The 17723-nt window shown below is 47.6% G+C and carries 19 protein-coding genes and 1 pseudogene; 12 read left to right on the top strand and 8 right to left on the bottom strand.

The window, feature by feature from the left end; genetic code table 11:
• The first annotated feature begins 145 nt into the window (after positions 1-145).
• The 3 genes from QN395_RS09070 (at position 146) to QN395_RS09060 (ending at position 1833) form a co-directional block, all read left to right on the top strand.
• Positions 146-562 (top strand): DUF1801 domain-containing protein, encoded by a 417-nt coding sequence (locus QN395_RS09070; RefSeq protein WP_322120510.1) that lies wholly within the window; start codon positions 146-148, stop codon positions 560-562.
• 277 nt (positions 563-839) lie between these two features.
• A complete protein-coding gene (locus QN395_RS09065; RefSeq protein ID WP_322120511.1) occupies positions 840-1265 on the top strand; it encodes a hypothetical protein in 426 nt (141 codons plus the stop codon).
• A 58-nt stretch (positions 1266-1323) separates the two neighbouring features.
• Complete coding sequence (locus QN395_RS09060; RefSeq protein WP_322120512.1) at positions 1324-1833, top strand: TspO/MBR family protein; 510 nt, start codon at positions 1324-1326, stop codon at positions 1831-1833.
• 39 nt (positions 1834-1872) lie between these two features.
• Here QN395_RS09060 and QN395_RS09055 read toward each other — a convergent pair whose 3' ends face one another.
• On the bottom strand, positions 1873-2625 hold the full coding sequence (locus QN395_RS09055) for an energy transducer TonB (RefSeq protein WP_322120513.1): 753 nt from the start codon (positions 2623-2625) through the stop codon (positions 1873-1875).
• 596 nt (positions 2626-3221) lie between these two features.
• On the opposite strand from QN395_RS09055, the gene QN395_RS09050 reads away from it, so the two are divergent.
• A complete protein-coding gene (locus tag QN395_RS09050) occupies positions 3222-4481 on the top strand; it encodes a tetratricopeptide repeat protein (protein WP_322120514.1) in 1260 nt (419 codons plus the stop codon).
• A gap of 93 nt (positions 4482-4574) precedes the next feature.
• Here the strand turns inward: QN395_RS09050 and QN395_RS09045 are convergent, their stop codons facing one another.
• Positions 4575-5072: an RDD family protein gene (locus tag QN395_RS09045; protein WP_323491900.1), complete on the bottom strand. Its 498-nt coding sequence runs from the start codon at positions 5070-5072 to the stop codon at positions 4575-4577.
• A gap of 193 nt (positions 5073-5265) precedes the next feature.
• Positions 5266-5571 (bottom strand): DUF4148 domain-containing protein, encoded by a 306-nt coding sequence (locus QN395_RS09040; protein ID WP_323491899.1) that lies wholly within the window; start codon positions 5569-5571, stop codon positions 5266-5268.
• 345 nt (positions 5572-5916) lie between these two features.
• Here QN395_RS09040 and QN395_RS09035 point away from each other — a divergent pair, with 345 nt between their 5' ends.
• The 5 genes from QN395_RS09035 to QN395_RS09015 all read left to right on the top strand — a co-directional run bounded on the left by QN395_RS09035 (position 5917) and on the right by QN395_RS09015 (position 11181).
• Entirely contained in the window at positions 5917-6486 is a 570-nt protein-coding gene (locus QN395_RS09035; RefSeq protein ID WP_322121654.1) for a sigma-70 family RNA polymerase sigma factor, read from the top strand.
• A complete protein-coding gene (locus QN395_RS09030) occupies positions 6483-7199 on the top strand; it encodes an anti-sigma factor domain-containing protein (protein WP_323491898.1) in 717 nt (238 codons plus the stop codon). Before QN395_RS09035 ends, QN395_RS09030 begins: the two co-directional genes overlap by 4 nt.
• A 230-nt stretch (positions 7200-7429) precedes the next feature.
• On the top strand, positions 7430-8800 hold the full coding sequence (gene glmU, locus QN395_RS09025; protein WP_323491897.1) for a bifunctional UDP-N-acetylglucosamine diphosphorylase/glucosamine-1-phosphate N-acetyltransferase GlmU: 1371 nt from the start codon (positions 7430-7432) through the stop codon (positions 8798-8800).
• 241 nt (positions 8801-9041) lie between these two features.
• Complete coding sequence (locus QN395_RS09020) at positions 9042-9737, top strand: tetratricopeptide repeat protein (RefSeq protein ID WP_323491896.1); 696 nt, start codon at positions 9042-9044, stop codon at positions 9735-9737.
• Between the two features lie 376 nt (positions 9738-10113).
• Positions 10114-11181, top strand: coding sequence for a porin (locus tag QN395_RS09015; protein WP_323491895.1), 1068 nt, complete (start codon positions 10114-10116; stop codon positions 11179-11181).
• A 94-nt stretch (positions 11182-11275) separates the two neighbouring features.
• Here the strand turns inward: QN395_RS09015 and QN395_RS09010 are convergent, their stop codons facing one another.
• The 4 genes from QN395_RS09010 to QN395_RS08995 all read right to left on the bottom strand — a co-directional run bounded on the left by QN395_RS09010 (position 11276) and on the right by QN395_RS08995 (position 14053).
• Positions 11276-11569 (bottom strand): YciI family protein, encoded by a 294-nt coding sequence (locus QN395_RS09010; RefSeq protein WP_323491894.1) that lies wholly within the window; start codon positions 11567-11569, stop codon positions 11276-11278.
• A gap of 259 nt (positions 11570-11828) precedes the next feature.
• Entirely contained in the window at positions 11829-12665 is an 837-nt protein-coding gene (locus QN395_RS09005) for an SDR family oxidoreductase (protein WP_322120522.1), read from the bottom strand.
• Positions 12662-13417: a class II aldolase/adducin family protein gene (locus QN395_RS09000; RefSeq protein ID WP_323491923.1), complete on the bottom strand. Its 756-nt coding sequence runs from the start codon at positions 13415-13417 to the stop codon at positions 12662-12664. Before QN395_RS09000 ends, QN395_RS09005 begins: the two co-directional genes overlap by 4 nt.
• A 57-nt stretch (positions 13418-13474) precedes the next feature.
• A complete protein-coding gene (locus tag QN395_RS08995; protein ID WP_323491893.1) occupies positions 13475-14053 on the bottom strand; it encodes an HD domain-containing protein in 579 nt (192 codons plus the stop codon).
• Between the two features lie 135 nt (positions 14054-14188).
• On the opposite strand from QN395_RS08995, the gene QN395_RS08990 reads away from it, so the two are divergent.
• The gene (locus QN395_RS08990) at positions 14189-14866 is read left to right on the top strand and encodes a Crp/Fnr family transcriptional regulator (RefSeq protein WP_323491892.1); all 678 of its coding nucleotides are present in this window, start codon (positions 14189-14191) and stop codon (positions 14864-14866) included.
• 437 nt (positions 14867-15303) lie between these two features.
• A complete protein-coding gene (locus QN395_RS08985; RefSeq protein ID WP_323491891.1) occupies positions 15304-16134 on the top strand; it encodes a transporter substrate-binding domain-containing protein in 831 nt (276 codons plus the stop codon).
• Positions 16135-16192: 58 nt separating this feature from the next.
• On the opposite strand, the gene QN395_RS08980 is transcribed toward QN395_RS08985, so the two are convergent.
• Positions 16193-16654 carry an Lrp/AsnC family transcriptional regulator gene (locus QN395_RS08980; protein WP_416200132.1) on the bottom strand — a complete coding sequence of 154 codons (462 nt, stop codon included), beginning with the start codon at positions 16652-16654 and terminating at the stop codon, positions 16193-16195.
• Positions 16655-16962: 308 nt separating this feature from the next.
• On the opposite strand from QN395_RS08980, the pseudogene QN395_RS08975 reads away from it, so the two are divergent.
• Positions 16963-17723: pseudogene (locus QN395_RS08975) on the top strand (glutamine--fructose-6-phosphate aminotransferase); the annotation flags it as partial.

The raw sequence follows: 17723 nt of genomic DNA, 5'->3' as shown, positions 1-17723 counted from the left end.
AGTCTGAATACTTATTTAAATATCGGATGTAAATCTCAGGAATAATAGTGCTAAGAAGTACCAGGAATAAGTCTATATATATCAGTGCAGATCCGGTTAGCATTATCCAATTGCACGTATATGATTCAACCTAAAAAGGTAATCCATGGCTGAGAACAAAACGCAAGCGACTGCGGCCAGCGTGGAGGATTATCTTGCCGCAATTGAAGATGGCTGCAGGCGCAAGGATTGTGAAGATTTAAGCCAGCTGATGGCCAAAGCGACCAAACACAAACCGCAGATGTGGGGAGCCAGTATCGTCGGTTTTGGCAGCCATCACTATAAGTACGAGAGTGGCCGCGAAGGTGACTCATGCCTGACAGGTTTCTCGTCACGTAAGGGCGATATCAGTGTCTATATTTTAGCTAGCTTCCCCGATCATGACGAACTGCTAGCCAAACTGGGAAAGCACAAGACAGCAAAAGCCTGTTTGTACATCCGCAAGCTTAGCGATGTCGATCTTAAAGTCCTTGAGCAACTTATTATCGGTTCTGTCGCCGAGAGGAAACGCCGCTATCCATAAGTTCTGCTGCCGATTCAGTTATGTGTTTAGATGCATATTTAGCTGCTTATTCAGTGACAAATATCAAGCACTGACAACAAGTCTTTTTACAATAATAAATATACTCCATTACAGTATACTTAATCGTCCATATATTTAATGGTCATTAACCAATATTTGATAAAAATATGGGGGAGTATATTTAAATAGAACTTATTCATGGCTCATGGCATCACATGCTGGGCAATAAAGATTCTGCCGAAACCTGTAAGTAAACTTAATCGCTTTGGAGAAAACCATGAAGAATATCTTTGCTACTGCAATCATCGCTGCTGTATCGGTCACTCCTCTCGTTGCTCTCACCGCTCTGGCTGCGCAGGCGGAGGAGAAACTTTTCCGCTTGGAAGTCAAAAACCAAGCGGTAGAAAATGGTAAAACACTAGAAATGTTTTTTTTAGAAACTACACGAAACCCAGACAACTCTGAAGTCGAGGTCAGTCTCATTTCTGGCGGCTCGGTGTCGTCATCGATGTTCACCTTGCGTGGCATGTGCGGCCTGACACGTGAGCGTAACGAAAGTTATTTCAAGACAGAATCGCTGGGTGGTAAGCCCGCACGATACAAGGTCTTGTTCCCAAAAGTCGCGCCGCCAGAGAGTGTGCGACCATCTAAGTCCGAAGATAAAATCTGGTCACTTTCTGAATGCGCTATGTTGAAGTTTTAACCCAGATTTTCGAGACATATATTGCCACCCGGTTTTTTATTTTTACCATAGGTTGCTCATGCAAAAAACTAACTCTCTTTATCCCTTGAGTACGCAAATAACCGGCTTCATCGGCTGGTTTATCATCACCTTTGCCGCGGCTGCCATAGGCGCATTTGCATCGGCGCAGGCGGGGGCTTTTTATACGCAACTTGTGCGCCCTGTCTGGGCACCGCCCGCCTGGCTTTTTGGTCCGGTATGGACGCTGTTGTATTTGATGATGGCGATTGCAGTCTGGCTAGTCTGGCGTGCTTATGGGTTGCAGCGTGCTGGTGCTGCGCTGGGTATTTTTGTTGTGCAGCTTACGGCGAATGCACTGTGGACCTGGTTATTTTTTGTGTGGCACCAAGGAGCTTTAGCATTTGTGGAAATACTGCTGCTTTGGGTACTAATTGCTGGCACGATCATCGCCTTTTGGCGTTTGCATAAAGTAGCCGCTTTGCTGCTATTGCCTTATCTGGCGTGGGTCAGTTTTGCTTGCGGTCTGACTTATTCTACATGGACGCTTAACCCTAGCATTTTAGGCTGAACATCCAGATTTTGCTGCGAACGTTAAACGATGCTTGCCTCAATCTTCCAGTTTAAAATTAAATTCTAAAACTAAAGTTTGCGGCTTAGAGATAGGCGCATATTTCCACTGAGAGACGGCGGAAATAACTTCTGCATCAAACAGTCTTGCGGGTTTTGCTGAAAGAATTTCGACTTGAGAGACCTTGCCATCCGTATCAATGTGGACACGCGCTTTTACTACGCCGCTAGTGATACCGGATCGGGCAACCTTGTTAGGAAATTTGGGTTGCGTACTGGTTAATAATTTAAGAACCGTTTGCTCTGGTGCGGGGGTTGCGGCAGGCATTGGCGTTGGTGGAGGCGTAGTCTTTGGCGTGGCAGCAGCAACGACTGGTGCTGGTGCTGGTGCTGGTGCAACTGCGACCGGCTCGATCACTTTAGGTGCAACCGTCTGCGGCACAACTGCGGCAGGTTTTGATGTCTCGCGGGAATTCGCTGCGGATTTCTCTGCTAAGGCTTTTGCCTCTTGCGCCAGTTTTGCGTCTTTTGCTAACTTCTCTTCCTGAGCTATTTGCGCGGGCGTTTTGGTAGAGGCCATATCCATCCATTTGGTGACATCCGCTGTTCCACTGTGTTTGTAGGGGTTTTTGACCAGGCCGGTAGGCGCTGACGCTGCACTCTGTGGGACAGATGCCTCATTTGCTGGCTCTTCTGGCAGCGGTGTTTTCTGGCAGGCCGCAAGTAAGCTCGTTGTAAAAATGACGCTTAATGCCAAACCAAAAGATGGTTTTATTTTTTTGTGCACCAGCATTGGGTCTTCCCTCAGAGTAAAAATTAAATTTACAAAAAAATAAAACTGATCCGTTTTTGCTTATAAAAAATAATTGTGTATCGAAACACTTATCCAATGCTTATCACTGCTTGGTAGGTTTCACAGATAGCGCCAAATACTGAAGTAAAAAATATAAATAATAATTTGCCATGCTTTTATAGATAAGTCTATAAAGCAATATTCGATTCTCGCTTTTCTATGCAGGATCTGTGCCAAATACGCAATAAGTGTTATGCCGCGCCAATACGCCAACCAATACGAGCCTGGTCGTCTGCGCAAATAAGAAAAATGCACATTTTTGTAAATGTGCTTTGCTAGCTCAAATTTGTTAAAGGGGATATAAAATATCAAAGGAGGCGAATTTGTCATACAGCGATTTTTAAATCCAGCACAAACTGCGCTAAGTATCTAGTGAATGAACAAACCCACTGAACTGACAGATGGCGCTTCGCACTCAGATATAATGATTTGTACTATCAGAACCGTGCCTGATGCAGCATGTTCATTGCACGTTTAAAATATATTCCTCGGCGCCTTTAATTTAGCACTGTGAAACCTCTCTTTAATTTACGCACATGAAAAAGAATTCATCCCTTGTCTTGGCAAGCTTAGTTTTGGCTCTTGGCTATAACGCATTGCCGTTTGCCGCCTCCACTGCTTATGCAGAAACTGAAGCGGCGGCACCTGCTCCCGCAAAAACTGAAACCGTGCGTCCAGCAATGGGGAAACCGCTTAATGAAATTCAGGAGTTACTCGCTGCCAAACAGTATCCGCAAGCATTAGAAAAAATTAATGCTCTTGAATCTATTGAAAATAAAACACCATATGAAATATTTGCGATCGACCGTATGCGAGCAGTCGTTGCGTCAGGCACGAACAATACTGAATTATTAGCGACCTCCTTTGAAGGCATGCTGAAAAGTAATTTCCTTCAGGAGCCTGAAAAACTGCGCTTGATCGAAGCGATGGCAGGTACTTATTTCAACGAAAAGAAATATGATTTATCTAAGCAGTGGGCATTACGCTATTTAGCAAAAGATAGTACTAGCCAGGCAGTACATACTTTACTGGCACGTGCTATGTATCTGCAAAATGATTTTGCCGGCGCAGCGAAAGAGCTAAAGCAGTTACTAGCAGCGGATCAAGATGCTAAACGCACACCTAACAACGATAATTTGCGCCTGCTAGGTAATAGTTATCAACAACTTAAAGATGATGCTGGCTACATTGGTGTTTTAGAATTATTGGTTACGTATTATCCCAAAAAAGAGTACTGGGGCGACTTGATCTACCGTGTTGAACGCAAGCCAGGATTCTCTGATCGTTTGCGTCTGGATCTATATCGACTGTTACTCAAAACAAACAATATAGAAGATGGTCCGCAATTTGTTGAAATGGCAGAACTAGCACTTCTGGCGGGCTTGCCACTAGAGGCACAACAAGCGGTTGACGCGGGCTATGCGGCTAACATCTTAGGTCAAGGTAAAGACGCAGCCAAGCATAAACAATTACGTGACAAAGCAAACAAGCAAGCAGCAGACGATGCCAAAACCCTGGATGCAGGCGAAGCCGCAGCAAAATCATCCAAAAATGGCACTGGTATGGTCAACATGGGTTACAACTATGTAATCCGTGCGCAATACGACAAAGGTATTGCACTGATGAACGACGGTATTGCCAAAGGTGGCTTGAAAGCACCTGAAGAAGCTAAGCTACATTTAGGAATGGCATACCTACAGTCAGGCGACAAAGCGAAAGCTGCTGAGATTTTTAAAACCGTACAAGGTAACGATGGTTCTGCTGATATCGCTAGATTGTGGATGTTGATGAAGTAAAAATTTAGCTGCATCATGAAAAGGGGCGCTGTGAACAACGCCCCTTTTTTTGTTTAACAATATGAACTCGATTTGCCGTAAACAATACCGATATTACTTGCCATCAAAAACCACTTTTTGAATTCCTTTTTTACGTCGGATCACCACTGTGCCTGCTAATTTGTCATGCCAGCCTTGCTTGCGCGGATCAAAGGCGACCCAGAGCAAACCCAGTCCCAGCGGGATAGTCGACACGTAATAGCCAAGATAGCGAATAATCAATTGCGTTTTAGTCGGCTCTTTACCAGTTTTGGCATCCACAATCTTGGCAGAAATAGCATCTTTACCTGGCGTTGACTGGCGCTTTATCCAAAACACAATCACCGCAATCGCTGGAAAAATCCAAGACATTAAAAAATCGGCAGATCCCCGTGCCAACGAGAATGTATCGGCGCCAAGACCAGAACTTGCCGGACTGACATAGGCCCAGCCATAAATTGCAATCAGGATCGGGTATATCACGACGGCTAAAAGTAAAGAATCAACTATACAAGCACCAACCCGCGCCCAAAATCCTACGTATTCCAACTCGTCAACCTCATCTTGTGGCATGGATATTCCTTGGCTAAGAACAAAAAAGCAGATATTCGGATAACAACTACGACATAGTATGCTGATATTAAGTTCGCATCTTAGTAAGCGTGCCGGATAGTTTCTCTCTTAAATAGTACCTTCACCTTAATCACCTTACGCAAAACAAAAAACGCCGTCACAAGGACGGCGTTCATGTCGGAGAAAAAACGACTTATTTGTTTTGAGAAATCTGTGTCGCTTCAACTACTGGGCGCTGTGTTTTTGCTGGCGCAAAAGACACATATGCTTCGCCGCCGACTGGCAAACCAGCAGCACGTGCCTGGCTCAATTCTGCGACAACTTCGGCACGGGTTTTACCGTTGCTTACAGTGTCTGTCTTAGTTTTTGTCATGCTTGGAATAGGGAAACTGACATACGCTTCGCCGCCAACTTGGTGATCCGCTGCAAAAGCAACAGAACCAGTTGTAACACCAGTAGCGATCAGGGCAAAAGCAGCAATTAATTGTTTCGCGTTCATTTTAATTCTCCAAATAAGATAGATGATTAGGTTGATGACTCTAGGCTTGGGATACATTGGATCTCTTCTGCCTCGGTGAGTCGCGCACTGTTTGTTTCTGTTGCTGCGGTGTCGTGCTCATCGATGAAGCAAGTCTATACAAGCCAGATCAATCAATAAAGGTGACTATAAGCAATAGATTGTTGCGAATAGAAGAATAATGCGATTCGACTGTGAAGAGTTTCTGCAAAATCATTTCCCTTATCGTATGATTTGGGCACTTATTCCAGAACGCGCTATTTCGCCTCGAAACACCTTGTAACAACAAGATACGAAACGGATATCCAATTGCAAAAAACATCCAAAATGGACGCTGGCCAGCTGCATATCTGGCTCGCTGGCGTCGCGCGAAAAGACGCAATTGCGTTTAGATCGCTTTATGATGCAACTTCTCCGAAACTGTTTGGCTTCGCGCTGCGTATATTAATTAAGCGCGAACTGGCGGAAGAAGTGTTGCAAGAGAGTTTTGTCAACATTTGGAACAATGCCGCCACTTATCAGGCCAGTTTGGCCGCGCCGATGACCTGGATGACGACCATTGTGCGTAACCGCGCTTTTGATCTGTTGCGCAGACTCGACCATGATGTAGAAATTGACGCGGATAACTTTGATATGGATGTCGTACACGCGCTAGAGAGCGGCGATCTCACCCCGATACAGTCACTGGAAATGACTCAGGATGCCAAAGCACTGGCGTCATGTATGTCACGTCTGGAAGGTTTGCATCGTCAGGCAATGGCGTTGGCGTTTTTTCACGATCTGTCACATAGCGAAGTAGCCGAACAAATGAAACTACCGATGGGCACTGTCAAGACCTGGATACGGCGCGGGCTGGATAAGCTACGCACCTGCCTTGGCAAAATGGAGATAGTATGAATATCCAAAATAAGCCCAACTTGCAGCAAAAACTAGCGGCTGAATACGTACTTGGTACCTTACGCGGCGGCGCACGTCGACGCTTTGAAGGCTGGCTCAACCGCGACGCACAATTACAGCAAGTGGTGCGCCAGTGGGAGGGCAATCTGCTACCAATGGCAGAATTTGCCAAAACTGCACAACCAGCCACGAGCGTCTGGCAAAGCCTGGAAAAACGTTTGGGACTGAATCAAAGTGCCGACCGTTGGGCGTTCTGGCGTAATCTGCGCGAAGACCTCGCCTTCTGGCGTGGCTTGGGCATGTTCTCCACTGCGATGGCGCTGGTCATGGTGTCCGTCTTGTTGAGCAAACAAGTCGATCAAACCCTGCCGCCGACCAACAGCTATGTCGCAACATTGTCCAATGACAAATCCGAACCGATAGCAGTGATCACAGGCGATATCAAACATAAGCAATTGATCGTGCATATCGTCAAAGCACAAAATATTGCGGCAGATAAGAGTTTGGAATTATGGGCAGTCAGCAAAGCCGGGACGGTTAAATCACTGGGACTGGTCGCAGACAACGGCAATATTACGCTGCCTATGCCCGACAATATGAACAGCGATAATGTGCCACTGCTGGCGGTGACGCTGGAGCCTAAAGGTGGTTCAGGCAATCCCGAGAAACCTAGCGGACCGATCATCTTTAAAGGCAACTGGTTGCTGATATAGGTATAGATCAATAGTCGCCAGTTAAACTGAAAAAGGAGTAAGTCGTCTTAACGGCTTGCTCCTTTTTGTTTTGAGTCGGCGACTTCAAACACGAATAGCAAGATCTGTAGAATGCGTTCAAGGAAGAAAAAGCATCGCTGCTTTTCGATTGTCTGACGCTAAGTCGTTTAGATATTCAGGCACCCCATGATAAAATTTCAACATCAAAAAATCATCTAACAGGATTCTCCATGAACGTCGTTATTCTCGCTGCCGGTATGGGTAAACGTATGCAATCTGCTTTGCCTAAAGTCTTGCATCCACTGGCGGGCAAACCCTTGTTATCGCATGTGATTGATACGGCGCGCAGTCTTGCCACTGATGCTGGCACGCATAATATTTGCGTGATTTATGGTCATGGCGGCGATCAGGTGCCGAGCTTGATTGGTGCACCCGATTTACAGTTTGCCAAACAAGAACCGCAGCTTGGCACCGGACATGCCGTGGCGCAGGCTGCACCGGTGCTGGATGAAAAAGTACCGACCCTAGTGTTGTATGGCGACGTACCGCTGACCACAAGCGCTAGTTTGCAGCGACTGATTGCGGCGGCGGGTAGCGATAAGCTGGCGATTTTGACGGCGGACATGGACGACCCGACAGGTCTTGGTCGCATCGTGCGGGAAGGTGGCAAGATTGTGCGTATCGTCGAGCAAAAAGATGCCAGCGAAGCCGAGAAAGCCATTACCGAAATCAATACCGGCATCATCATCGCGCCGACTGCACAGCTAAAACAATGGCTGACCACGCTATCGAACAACAACGCGCAAGGCGAATACTACCTGACCGATATCGTCGCGCGTGCAGTCGCCGATGGTGTGCCCGTCGTATCAGCGCAACCGGATGCCGTGTGGGAAACCCTGGGCGTGAATAGCAAAGTGCAGCTGGCGGAATTAGAACGCATCTATCAGCGTAATCTGGCGCAAAAATTATTGGAGCAAGGTGTCACTTTGTTCGACCCGACCCGTATCGATATCCGTGGCAGCCTGACGTGCGGACGCGACGTGATGATTGATGTCGGCTGCGTGTTTGAAGGCAAAGTCACGCTGGAAGACGGCGTACAAATCGCAGCGCATTGTGTAATTAAAGATGCGCATATTGCGGCCGGTACGGTGATCAAACCGTTCTGCCATATTGAAGATGCGACAGTCGGCGCGCAATCGCAGATAGGCCCGTATGCGCGACTGCGCCCCGGCACGACGCTGGCCGAAGATGTCCATGTCGGTAATTTTGTCGAGATCAAAAATAGCCAGGTTGCCGCGCACAGCAAGGCCAATCACCTTGCGTATATTGGCGATGCCACCATCGGCAGCCGCGTCAACATCGGTGCCGGTACGATCACCTGCAATTACGATGGCGTGAATAAATCCCGCACGATAATTGAGGACGATGCTTTTATCGGTAGCGACAGCCAACTGGTCGCACCAGTCCGCGTCGGCAAAGGCGCAACGCTGGCTGCCGGCACCACGCTGACCAAAGACGCGCCAGAGGGTAAATTGACGATCTCACGTGCAAGACAAATCACGCTAGAGAACTGGCAGCGCCCGGTGAAAATCAAGAAGTAAATTACGCTGAAACCTGATTCAAAACCATATACTCCCCTCATAAATTGATAAATATGACCTATTGTCCAGACTTTCTCTGGACAATTAAAAATACTATATAGGAGTATATTATTTAACCATAGCACAGCCCTGCGTTGATACTGCTGCAAAGCAGCCAGAAGTTGACAGCAAGATGGCTGCGGATTATGGTGAATAGAATTGATTTTTCCCTGCAACTACGTATGCCGATAGCGAGCTTCCGATGAATGTTTTCCGTCCCCTTTTGCTCTGCGCTTTTATCCTGTCTGCCGTGTCTGCCCAACTGGCTAGGGCAGGTGATTTTGAAAATGGCGTTAGTTTTTATGAAGACCAAAACTACCCCGCTGCGCTTGCCGCGTTTAGCAAAGCGGCAGAGCAAGGCAATGCGAATGCGCAATTCAATCTGGGTTTGATGTATGTCAATGGCGAAGGTGTGCAGCGTGATTACGCCAAAGCGATGTCGCTCTACCAGCAAGCCGCGCAGCAAGACAATGTGCGGGCGCAAGTCAATTTGGGGCGTATGTATGCCAAAGGTCTGGGCGTGGTGCAAGACTATGCCAAGGCAATGCAATGGTATAAAAAAGCAGCGGAAGCAGGCTATGCCGATGCGCAATACAGTCTGGGCACGATGTTAGCTAGCGGGATTGGTACTCGCCAGGATTTTCGGCAAGCCAAATATTATTTACAGCTGGCAGCAGATCAGGGCAATGCCAGCGCCCAATACCAGCTTGGCTTGCTCTACCTCAAAGGGAATGGCGTGCCACAAAATAGTGTCGAGGCATATAAATGGTTTAGCCTGGCAGGTGAATACGACGCTGCCGCGATGTACCGCCAATATGCCGAGAAAAAAATGAGCCAAGCGCAAATCGACGAGGCCAAACAATTAGCCGCAGAATGGAAGCCAGAATCTGGCAAATAGGTTTGCACAACTCTACCTGAACTGAACTAAAGCCAACTCAACATAGCCCAACTAAGTTGAGCCAAATCTAAACTGGTTCGCACTCGCTGCCGCTGACCCAAGCGAAAAATGAACAAGAATAGCGACGGGCAATCCTTGTTGTTTTTCAACACGCTCCCGACAACTACCGACATTCAGGCGGGCATTGAAAGCCAATTGAAGGTTTACGATGCTACGATCGATCGTGACTGACGCATAGTAATAGCATAAATAGAATGCGCAGTTATATGCTTGCTGAGACACCAGCGACAAAGACGGCAACGCCGTACCAATCGCATGAGAAAAACAGAACGCCCAGCGAGTTCAGCAGCACCAACCACCATCGGGAGACAAGAAAATGCACACTAAAACAATCTGCAAGTCCGTCAGTATCGTCCTGCTGCCACTAGCCATCGCCAACTCAGCATCCGCACAAAGCAATGTGTCGGTATATGGCTTAATCGATGCCAATATTGGCTACACCAATAATTCTGACGCTAACAAAAATAGCGTGTTCAAACTCAATAGCGGCGGCATGAACACATCCCGCCTGGGCTTTCGCGGGAATGAAGATTTGGGTGGCGGATTAAAAGCCATCTGGCAATTGGAAGGCGGCGTCATTCTCGATACGGGCACATCAGACGGCGATCTGTTTGGGCGTCAGGCCAATGTCGGGTTGCAAGGCGATTTTGGCCGTATCGTTGCCGGGCGCTCTTACAGCACGACTTATGATTTTATTTTGCCCTTTGATCCGCTAGGCTACGCACCCCAATATTCTTGGGCGACCTCGGCTGGCGCTACCGGTGGCCGCAAAGACGGTATGTTGACGGGCACCTCCAACATGGTGAAATACCAATTTGATGGCAGCGGTTTTAAATTGGGCGCAACCTATGGGTTGGGTGAAGTCGCGGGCGACACATCGGCCAGCGCCAAATTATCACTCGCCGCCAGTATGAGCAGCGGACCATTCTCAGCGGTTGCGGTGTATGACCAGGTAAATGGCGCACTCGCCGCCAATGGCGCGATTGATAAAGCCAAAACAATCCATCTTGCGGCGTCTTACGAAATCGATGCCGCGAAATTATTCCTCGCTTATCGCAACTACAAAAAGACACTGGCAACTGGTGCAACTGATTTACGTAGTGATCTGATTTGGGCAGGCCTTAATTATCAATTAACACCGTCGTGGATTTTGACAGGCGTGTACTACTATCAGGACATCAAAAACTTACCGGCAGGTGCCGATGCTGATCCAAGCCTGACCGTCGTGCGCGCCAGATATGCATTATCTAAACGCACCGACCTGTATGTCGCCGCTGCTTATGCCAAAGCGTCCAACAATAAATTAGTCGGCGTATCACGTGATGACGCTGGATTTGCCAGCACCCAAAATGCAGCGACATTTGGGATTCAACACCGATTTTAATTATGTTAAAACTTAAAAACTTGAATAGCGGTTAAGTAAAAAAGCCAGACAGGATCTGCTGATCTGGTCTGGCTTTTTAGTTTACATTAAAGTACTAACTCGCAGGTAGCAAACCCGCAAACATCTCCGCCATCATCGACGGGACAAATTCAGTAATCTCAAAACTCGCTACATCACCGGTAAAAAACGGATCTTCCTGAACGATGGATTCGATCTTTGCGCGGTCCATGCTATTGGCTAAAATCACGCCGCCACTGCGCGGTACTTTGCGGCCTGCCAATACAAATACGCCGCTGTCAAAATAGCTTTTCAGATAGTCCCGATGCGGCGTCATGAGAGCATCGACTTCGGGAATGGATTTGGTATAAGTAATTGAGATGATGAACATTCGGTTTCCAGGTCTGGACAATAGTGTGTGCTGAATAAAGTAGTTGCGCGCTACGTCACTAGCTTACGTAAAAATAAATTGACTGTCTATCTGCCGAATAAAAAAGCCAGGCAAATTGTGATCTGCCTGGCTACTTATTTAGCAATAATATCAGCAACGATATCAGCAACGATATCAGCAACGATATCAGCAACGATATCAGCAACGATATCAGCAACAATATCAGCAACAATATCAGCAAAAAATTGACTTTCTATTTTTAATGCGGCCTGACCTCGTCCTTTAACGCCGCCATCGCCATCTTCTCGACCAGACCTGGTGCAATCAGTTTTAGCCAACGTAGGAGCTTGCCTTTGCCCGACATGACGACGTCGCGCTGTCTTTGCTCCATCCCTGAAATGATCAGACTGGCACATTCTTCTACCGACATCGCATCGTCTTCCTTTAAGCCGCTGCTACCTGCTGCCACACCGGCTGCGTTATAGCCGCGATAACGGATTTGGGTGGCGACTACGCCCGGATAAGCGATGGTGACTGCGACGCCTGCGTTCTTAACTTCCAGACGTAAGCTTTCAAAAAAACCATTCATCGCAAATTTGCTGGTGCAATAGGCGGTACGTCCCGGAATGCCCATCAAGCCAGCCAGAGATGACACGGCGACGATATTGCCACGGCTTGCTTTGATATGCGGCAAAGCGGCGTGAGTACACCAGATGCTGCCCCACAGATTGATACGGAACAGTTCTTCATACCAGCCCAGATCGCTGACATCGGACAACAAGGCTTGCGCAGATTTGCCTGCGTTATTGATAAGCGCATCAATCCGGCCAAAGTGATCAACCGTGCGCTGTATCAGTTGCTGACATTGCGCCTGATCGCCGACATCGGTTTTTACCACTAGCGTTGCACTGCCGAGCTGCTGACATTCTGCCGCGACCGCATCCAACATAGCCTCATTGCGCGCAGCCAGTACCAAGCCAAGTTTGCTGCCATAAGTTTTGGCAAGCTGCCTCGCCACTTCTGCACCGATGCCATCAGAGCTACCAGTAATGATGACGACTTTGGATGTGGAAGCTGACTTTGCAGCCCCGCTCATAACTTATAACTTTCATCCGTACGATCCAATTTACGGATCAATGATGGCCAGACAAATGCACCGCCAAGACCGCCGGTTTGTACCCGCATGGCTTCTGCCACGCCTTTGACAATCAATGGATTGACTTGCGTCAACTCGCCACCTGCTTGTGCCGACAATTGAATCTGGCATGTCGCCTCAAAGGTGTACATGGAGAGGAAGGCATCAGCGATAGATTTACCAGCAACCAGCAAACCGTGATTGCGCAACATGAGGAAATTTGCTCTGCCCATGTCGGCTTGCAAACGCGGCTTTTCTTCATCACGGAAAGCGACGCCTTCGTATTCGTGATACGCCAATGAAGCCAGTACAAAAGTTGATTGCTGTGAGATGGGCAGTACGCCGCATTTTTGCGCACTGACCGCCACACCGGCGCGGGTGTGCGTGTGTAAGACGCATTGCACATCGTCACGCGCTTCATGCACGGCACTGTGGATGACAAAACCGGCAGGATTAACCGGGAAAGGTGAGTCAATAATCTTGTTGCATTGCTGATCGACTTTTACCAGCGAAGAGGCATTGATTTCATCAAACATCAGGCCATAAGGATTGATCAAAAAATGATGTTCCGGGCCGGGGATACGGGCAGTGATATGAGTAAAGACCAGATCGCTCCAGCCATACATGGCGACCAGCCGGTAGCAAGCGGCAAGATCAACACGGAGCTGCCATTCTTCTGCGCTGACTTGATCTTTAATTGAGGGAATATGCATGTGTGTCATTTTGATCTCCTAATTTTATGATGGAATTTTAAAACGGTATTGCTGCGGTTACTCTGTCAATGCCGCTTTGTAAATCGTGTTGCGTGGCTTGGCAAAAAAGCGCCTGAGCATGGGTTCAAATTCGCTAATGGGCAAGGTCTCTGCTTTAGCATCGAAGGCAGGATTATCGTACAGCTCGCAAAAGCTAGCGGTATGTTCAAAATGAGGATGGGTGCGAAATTGCTCGCGCATATCTTTGTCCATACCAATATGGTGGAAAAAATAGTGCCCCTGAAAAATCCCATGATGCTGCACCATCCACAGATTAGCATCACTGGCAAAGGGCTTGAGAATCGCCGCTGCTATATCAGGGTGATTAAACGATCCCAGAGTGTCGCCGATGTCATGCAACAAAGCGCAGACGACGTAATCTTCATCGCGCCCATCGCGCCAGGCGCGGGTAGCTGTTTGCAACGAGTGGGTGTAGCGGTCAATCGGAAAGCCACCGTAGTCGCCTTCCAGAATCTGCAAGTGCTTGATCACGCGATCCGACAAGCCTTTAGAAAACTGCATAAACTCGGCACCAATCACTTGCCAGTCTTGCTGTGTACTGTCCTGCATGCGGACGAAATTTGCACGGGTAGTCATTTGTCTCACTCCAGTTAATTTTTCTTTGGTGCCTACACCATACAACCAGGCTACACTGCAAACTGTCAAATTATTTACAATTGGAATTTAAGTCCCATTCACCGATAACCACAACAAAACCACCATCGAGCCAGCATGAACGCGCATCTTGATTTGTTACCGCAACTATCCAATAACCCATGGTTTGGCTCTTTGCCCTTGCGTGATCGTAAGAGCATGCTCAGCGCGGTCGAGCTGCTGCGCTTGCGCCCGGGTGAAATGCTGTTCCGTCAAGGCGATGCGCCGGGTGGGTTTTATGCCGTGCTGTCGGGCACCATCAAAATGTCGACCCTGAGCGAGGCGGGTAAAGAAGCAATTTTGGTCGTGCTGGAAAGCGGCACTTGGTTTGGCGAAATCTCCTTAATTGATCACCAGCCGCGCACGCATGATGCAACCGCGATGGGGCCAACCGAGATTTTGGTACTGCCGCGCAGCGTGTTTGCGAGCTTAATGCAGCGGCCGGTTTTTGCTTTTGGGATTAGTAGTATGTTGGCAGCGAGAATCCGTTTGCTCTACGGCATAGTAGAAGACGCCACGCTGCGATCAACCCCGGCCCGCATCGCACGGCGATTATTACTGCTGGCGCACGGCGACGCGAGTATGGCAAAAGATGCGCGCCCCAAAGTAACGGTATCGCAAGAATCGCTGGCAATGATGCTGGGGATTACGCGGCAAACCCTGTCTAAAGAACTCAAATTATTAGTGCAACAAGGCGTCATCCAGCTTGGCTATCGCTGTATAGAAATTATCGCCGAAGAGAAATTATCTAAATAAATATCAGCATAAAACGACACTCATGAGGGTTTATTGGACATGTGCCGGGTTGCGTGCTGATGTCGCATATTGGCATCAATAAGCTATCAATTTATTTCTTTACCTATCTGAATGGCGCTCTTAATTTAAATATACTCCTAATATGTATATATTGATTGTCCATATAATCATTGGACAATTGGCTTATTTTCATAAAAATAATGGGGAGTATATTATTTTTATGAGGAATCACGTCTTTTTAACAGTGCAAATATTTTAATCAATGCTTGTAGATACGTCTCGGTGTTGCGACAATTCAATTGCGGCACGAGCAGCGATAGCCTATGTTTATGGAGTGGTGTAGATGGCTGATAGCGATGGCTGACAGCACCCGCTACCAGCGTAGGTTTAAGCCGACTTAGTGGTGACTACAGTTCCCGACAAGGCAAGGCAATACATTGTTTGCACAAAACTACCGATTAAGTACCATTGCTGCCGCTGCTGTCATTGTTGCAATGGCTGCGGTCGCGACAGATGCTGGGGCAAAATGCTCGCGGGAGATTAACGTCCCGGTATCTGCCACCGGACAAAGCGTCACCATCGTTGATGGCAATATCAGCGGCATTTATCCAGAGATTTTACGCAGCTTTGGAAGCAAAGAAGCTTGTAGTTTTAACTTTAGCGATGTACCGAGGTCGCGCCTAGAAGTGCTGTTTAATACAGGAAAAGCCGATTTATTAATACCCGCCAGCAGAACACCTGCGAGGGATAAGTACGGAATATTTATACCGCTCGTCTTTAATCGAGCAACCATCATCTCCATCGACATCAACCGCCCTGTCATCAAAACTGCCCAGGAATTATTAGATCGTAAAGAACTCAAGGTCGTGCTAGTGCGCGGCTATGATTATGGCGACGCGTATCAAGCGCTGGTCAAAGAGTTAAACAAACAAGGCAGAGTCGTTCTGGAAGCAGACCCCGTATCGGTTGCCCGGATGTTAAAAGCCAACACGACCCATATCACGATCATGGCACCATCGATTTTTGTCGGTGCGATTAAAGATAATGACCGGGCGAAAGATATTTTAGATAAGCTCAGGTACGAACCGATAGAAGAGCTACCCTGGGGTGACAGCGGCGTGTATATCTCTAAATCTTCACTCAGCGAAGAAGACAAAGCGTCACTTAAAGATTTACTCCAGCGAGCAGAAAAATCCGGCGCAGTCTGGAAAAGTTTTCAAAATCATTATGACGCTGACATACTGAAAGAAAGTATTCGTCCGCGTTAGGTTTTAAACATAAACGCTAGGATTAAGCTATGGATTAAGCCTTGGCTTACACCGCCACTCAAATCTCAATCCGCGTTTCAAACTTACTCCGTAGCATAGAGAAAAAACTCCGCACATTCCGCACATTCGCCTGCCCCGCAAATAAACGGTGCGCCAGATTGTGGTACGCCGACATATCTGCCACCTGTATCACCAGCACAAAGTCTGGTCCTGGCGATACCCGATAACATTGCTGCACTGCTGGCTCTTCCGACACCAGTTTCTCAAACGCGAGTTGATGCTCGCTGGCCTGATGGTCCAAGGTAATTTCTACAATCGCCGTCAAACCTGCACCAACTTTTTCGGGCGCTAAAATCGCTACTTGCTTAGCAATTACACCCTCATCCAATAAGCGCTTAACCCGCCGCAAACAAGTCGGTGGCGACGCATGTACTAGCTCCGCCAAGGCCTGATTGCTGACCGACGCATCTCGCTGTAGCTGCTGCAAAATGCGTTTATCCAGTTCGTCCAGAGTCATCATACTTTTCACCAATGGAATTTAAATAAATAAATTTTATTTAAATGAAATTTAATTTCACTTAATAGTCGTAATTGAATTTTAGTTCAAATCTAATTAAATATTGAAAGATAATTTCATTTGATCTGATTTACGATGACACAATCCTGTGAAATTAGTAATTTTGCAATCTTATGTTTAATTGCGTTTTTGGGCTGAAGATTCTTACTAGCCTTACTAGCCTTATTAGCCTTATTAGCGTCGAATTTACTGGCCTTATTTATTCACTTTATTTTTTTATCGTTTTCTCAAATTTTTATTAAGAGGTTCTTATGTGCGGCATCGTCGGCGCTGTAGCGCAACGCAATATCACTCCCGTCCTGGTTGAAGGTCTTAAACGTTTGGAATATCGTGGCTACGATTCTTGCGGCGTCGCATTACATGTCGACGGACATCTGCAACGCTCACGCAGCACCGCCCGTGTGACGGAGTTGCAAGCGCAAATAGAACAAACAGGTTTAGCTGGTTTTACCGGTATCGCCCACACGCGCTGGGCAACGCATGGTGCGCCATCGTCATCCAATGCCCACCCGCATTTTTCTCCCGATGCCGAGAATTCACGGATTGCCTTAGTCCATAACGGCATTATTGAAAACCATGAAGAATTACGCGCAGAACTCAGCGCCGTTGGTTATGTCTTTGAAAGCCAGACGGACACCGAAGTCATAGCCCACTTGGTCGATCATCTGTACAGCGGCGACTTATTTGAAACTGTACAAATCGCCGTCAAACGTCTGACCGGGGCATTTGCGATTGCTGTGTTTTGCCGCGACGAACCGCACCGCGTAGTCGGTGCGCGCCAAGGCTCGCCATTAATCGTCGGGGTAGGTCAAGGAGAAAACTTTCTAGCCTCCGATGCAATGGCATTGGCGGGTACAACCGACCAGATTATTTATCTGGAAGAAGGCGACGTCGTTGATCTGCAACTACAAAAAGTCTGGATTGTAGATACCAATGGCAAGCAAGTACAACGCGAGGTCCGTACCGTGCATGCGCATACCGGTCAGGCAGAATTAGGTCCGTATCGTCATTA

It is taken from the genome of Undibacterium sp. RTI2.2, assembly GCF_035018705.1.
Lineage (GTDB): Bacteria > Pseudomonadota > Gammaproteobacteria > Burkholderiales > Burkholderiaceae_D > Undibacterium.
This window is presented reverse-complemented; position numbering and strand designations above follow the sequence as displayed.

Coding starts and splice junctions, on each gene's coding strand:
- QN395_RS09060 (WP_322120512.1), top strand. CDS start 1,324: ATGCAAAAAACTAACTCTCTTTATCCCTTGAGTACGCAAATAACCGGC.
- QN395_RS09030 (WP_323491898.1), top strand. CDS start 6,483: ATGAATATCCAAAATAAGCCCAACTTGCAGCAAAAACTAGCGGCTGAA.
- QN395_RS09005 (WP_322120522.1), bottom strand. CDS start 12,665: ATGAGCGGGGCTGCAAAGTCAGCTTCCACATCCAAAGTCGTCATCATT.
- QN395_RS08995 (WP_323491893.1), bottom strand. CDS start 14,053: ATGACTACCCGTGCAAATTTCGTCCGCATGCAGGACAGTACACAGCAA.
- QN395_RS08990 (WP_323491892.1), top strand. CDS start 14,189: ATGAACGCGCATCTTGATTTGTTACCGCAACTATCCAATAACCCATGG.
- QN395_RS08980 (WP_416200132.1), bottom strand. CDS start 16,654: ATGATGACTCTGGACGAACTGGATAAACGCATTTTGCAGCAGCTACAG.
- QN395_RS09020 (WP_323491896.1), top strand. CDS start 9,042: ATGAATGTTTTCCGTCCCCTTTTGCTCTGCGCTTTTATCCTGTCTGCC.
- QN395_RS09040 (WP_323491899.1), bottom strand. CDS start 5,571: ATGAACGCGAAACAATTAATTGCTGCTTTTGCCCTGATCGCTACTGGT.
- QN395_RS09015 (WP_323491895.1), top strand. CDS start 10,114: ATGCACACTAAAACAATCTGCAAGTCCGTCAGTATCGTCCTGCTGCCA.
- QN395_RS09065 (WP_322120511.1), top strand. CDS start 840: ATGAAGAATATCTTTGCTACTGCAATCATCGCTGCTGTATCGGTCACT.
- QN395_RS09070 (WP_322120510.1), top strand. CDS start 146: ATGGCTGAGAACAAAACGCAAGCGACTGCGGCCAGCGTGGAGGATTAT.
- QN395_RS09055 (WP_322120513.1), bottom strand. CDS start 2,625: ATGCTGGTGCACAAAAAAATAAAACCATCTTTTGGTTTGGCATTAAGC.
- QN395_RS09000 (WP_323491923.1), bottom strand. CDS start 13,417: ATGCATATTCCCTCAATTAAAGATCAAGTCAGCGCAGAAGAATGGCAG.
- QN395_RS09050 (WP_322120514.1), top strand. CDS start 3,222: ATGAAAAAGAATTCATCCCTTGTCTTGGCAAGCTTAGTTTTGGCTCTT.
- QN395_RS09035 (WP_322121654.1), top strand. CDS start 5,917: ATGGACGCTGGCCAGCTGCATATCTGGCTCGCTGGCGTCGCGCGAAAA.
- QN395_RS09010 (WP_323491894.1), bottom strand. CDS start 11,569: ATGTTCATCATCTCAATTACTTATACCAAATCCATTCCCGAAGTCGAT.
- QN395_RS09045 (WP_323491900.1), bottom strand. CDS start 5,072: ATGCCACAAGATGAGGTTGACGAGTTGGAATACGTAGGATTTTGGGCG.
- glmU (WP_323491897.1), top strand. CDS start 7,430: ATGAACGTCGTTATTCTCGCTGCCGGTATGGGTAAACGTATGCAATCT.